The organism is Sulfitobacter sp. 1A10359 (assembly GCF_043558145.1).
GTDB classification, from domain to species: Bacteria; Pseudomonadota; Alphaproteobacteria; order Rhodobacterales; family Rhodobacteraceae; genus Sulfitobacter; species Sulfitobacter faviae.
The window spans coordinates 1-2,847 of the sequence record NZ_JBIFGB010000017.1 but is presented as its reverse complement, the minus strand read 5'-3'; the positions used below and the strand labels follow the sequence as shown (position 1 = coordinate 2,847).

The following is a 2,847-nucleotide window of genomic DNA, read 5'->3' as shown; positions in this document are numbered from 1 at the left end:
ATCAGGTGGGTTGCCCCATTCAGAAATCCATGGATCAAAGCTTATTCTCAGCTCCCCATGGCTTATCGCAGAGTATCACGTCTTTCATCGCCTCTTACTGCCAAGGCATTCACCAAACGCCCTTTTCGCGCTTGATTTGATCCAGAAAAAGCAAGACCTAGCGCCTCGCGCGAAGATCAGAAGCTGGTAAGAAACTGACCCTCTTATTCTGCATCAAAAGCATACTTTACCCGCCCAGACTGTCGTCTGGACAATGAGCGATGCAGATAGCTGCCGTCCGTGCAGGAGGCAGCGTCACCACTCTGGTTAGTGTACTTGACTTGGACAACATATTCGTTTCAGCCGCGATATGCCTGAAAGACCGAGGAAACAGTCCGTCAAACACCGGCCCCGAAGGGCAGCAACTGAGATCATCACCTAACGCGGTGCGATCAAACATGTTGTTAGTATCTCTCTTTACGATGTCAATTCGTCTGAAGGACAGACGATCAAACACATGCATATGTGCTTGATGATATGTCCGAATGTCACTCTGGTTAGGAGTGGTGGGTCGAGGAGGACTTGAACCTCCGACCTCACGCTTATCAGGCGTGCGCTCTAACCACCTGAGCTACCGACCCAGAGATTTTGCCGAAGGCAAAACTCGTCGTTCCGGCAGGGCATTCCGAAGGAATGGCCCGAGAGGAACCAGCCCTTAGTGGTTGAGGTTAAGGGCCTTTTACGCTGCCCTTCTCATCGTTGCTGCGCAACGACTGCCAGGGCGACGCCTTTTGCTTTGCAAAAGGCTTGGTGGAGCCTAGGAGGATCGAACTCCTGACCTCCTGAATGCAAATCAGGCGCTCTCCCAGCTGAGCTAAGGCCCCAAACTATTGAGACCCACGCGTTCAGCGCAGGACCTATTTCTGAAGAGATATGAGGACGGCTCGGTTCTATATATTGACCGGCTTTGTTTGCCGACCTGCTAAGTGGTCCATGAGATGAGCAAGCTCATCTGGCTAGGAACATCCTTAGAAAGGAGGTGATCCAGCCGCAGGTTCCCCTACGGCTACCTTGTTACGACTTCACCCCAGTCGCTGATCCTACCGTGGTCCGCTGCCCCCAAAAGGTTAGCGCACGGCCGTCGGGTAGAACCAACTCCCATGGTGTGACGGGCGGTGTGTACAAGGCCCGGGAACGTATTCACCGTGGCATGCTGTTCCACGATTACTAGCGATTCCGACTTCATGGGGTCGAGTTGCAGACCCCAATCCGAACTGAGACAGCTTTTGGGGATTAACCCATTGTCACTGCCATTGTAGCACGTGTGTAGCCCAACCCGTAAGGGCCATGAGGACTTGACGTCATCCACACCTTCCTCCCGCTTATCACGGGCAGTTTCCTTAGAGTGCCCAGCCGAACTGCTGGCAACTAAGGATGTGGGTTGCGCTCGTTGCCGGACTTAACCGAACATCTCACGACACGAGCTGACGACAGCCATGCAGCACCTGTCACTGCGTCCCCGAAGGGAACGTCCGATCTCTCGGAGTGGCACAGGATGTCAAGGGTTGGTAAGGTTCTGCGCGTTGCTTCGAATTAAACCACATGCTCCACCGCTTGTGCGGGCCCCCGTCAATTCCTTTGAGTTTTAATCTTGCGACCGTACTCCCCAGGCGGAATGCTTAATCCGTTAGGTGTGTCACCGAACAGTATACTGCCCGACGACTGGCATTCATCGTTTACGGTGTGGACTACCAGGGTATCTAATCCTGTTTGCTCCCCACACTTTCGCACCTCAGCGTCAGTATCGAGCCAGTGAGCCGCCTTCGCCACTGGTGTTCCTCCAAATATCTACGAATTTCACCTCTACACTTGGAATTCCACTCACCTCTCTCGAACTCTAGACTGATAGTTTTGGAGGCAGTTCCGGGGTTGAGCCCCGGGATTTCACCCCCAACTTTCCAATCCGCCTACGCGCGCTTTACGCCCAGTAATTCCGAACAACGCTAACCCCCTCCGTATTACCGCGGCTGCTGGCACGGAGTTAGCCGGGGTTTCTTTACCAGGTACTGTCATTATCATCCCTGGCGAAAGTGCTTTACGATCCTAAGACCTTCATCACACACGCGGCATGGCTAGATCAGGCTTGCGCCCATTGTCTAAGATTCCCCACTGCTGCCTCCCGTAGGAGTCTGGGCCGTGTCTCAGTCCCAGTGTTGCTGATCATCCTCTAAAACCAGCTATAGATCGTAGACTTGGTAGGCCGTTACCCCACCAACTATCTAATCTAACGCGGGCCGATCCTTCTCCGATAAATCTTTCCCCCGAAGGGCGTATGCGGTATTACTCACCGTTTCCAGTGGCTATTCCGCAGAGAAGGGCACGTTCCCACGCGTTACTAACCCGTCCGCCGCTAGACCCGAAGGTCTCGCTCGACTTGCATGTGTTAGGCCTGCCGCCAGCGTTCGTTCTGAGCCAGGATCAAACTCTCAAGTTGAAACGCTTTACCGCGTATCCTTGACGTCGAACCTCTGCACATCGACCTGCATCCATTACTGAAAGATGCAGACCATTCTCTGTTTGTTGTGCTTCAGCTACAAAGTAGCGAAAGCCGTCCAAACAGTGAAGCTGACACTCCATCATCGGGCCGGAACCCTAAGAGCGCGATATACAGACGTTGATCCATCGAATGAACCAAACCGCCCACATATCTCTTCAGATATCAAATTTTCAAACAGCGTTGAGACAAAAGAAACTGAGATGCGCCCTAACTTATCGGCGCGCCCCGCCTCGATTACCTCGAATTCTTATCCGCCTCGTGATCCGAACCACCGCGTCTCCGCTGCCGTCCGCCCCGTCTGGCGCCCCAGC

At 53.6% G+C, this 2,847-nt stretch carries 2 tRNA genes and 2 rRNA genes; all 4 read right to left on the bottom strand.

The features are described from left to right. Positions 1-137: ribosomal RNA gene (locus tag ACGYK2_RS17245) — 23S ribosomal RNA — on the bottom strand; the annotation flags it as partial. A gap of 406 nt (positions 138-543) precedes the next feature. After that, a tRNA-Ile gene (locus ACGYK2_RS17240) sits at positions 544-620 on the bottom strand. Positions 621-787: 167 nt separating this feature from the next. Continuing rightward, positions 788-863 (bottom strand) — tRNA-Ala (locus ACGYK2_RS17235). Between the two features lie 148 nt (positions 864-1,011). Next, positions 1,012-2,473: ribosomal RNA gene (locus tag ACGYK2_RS17230) — 16S ribosomal RNA — on the bottom strand. Positions 2,474-2,847 lie beyond the last annotated feature (374 nt).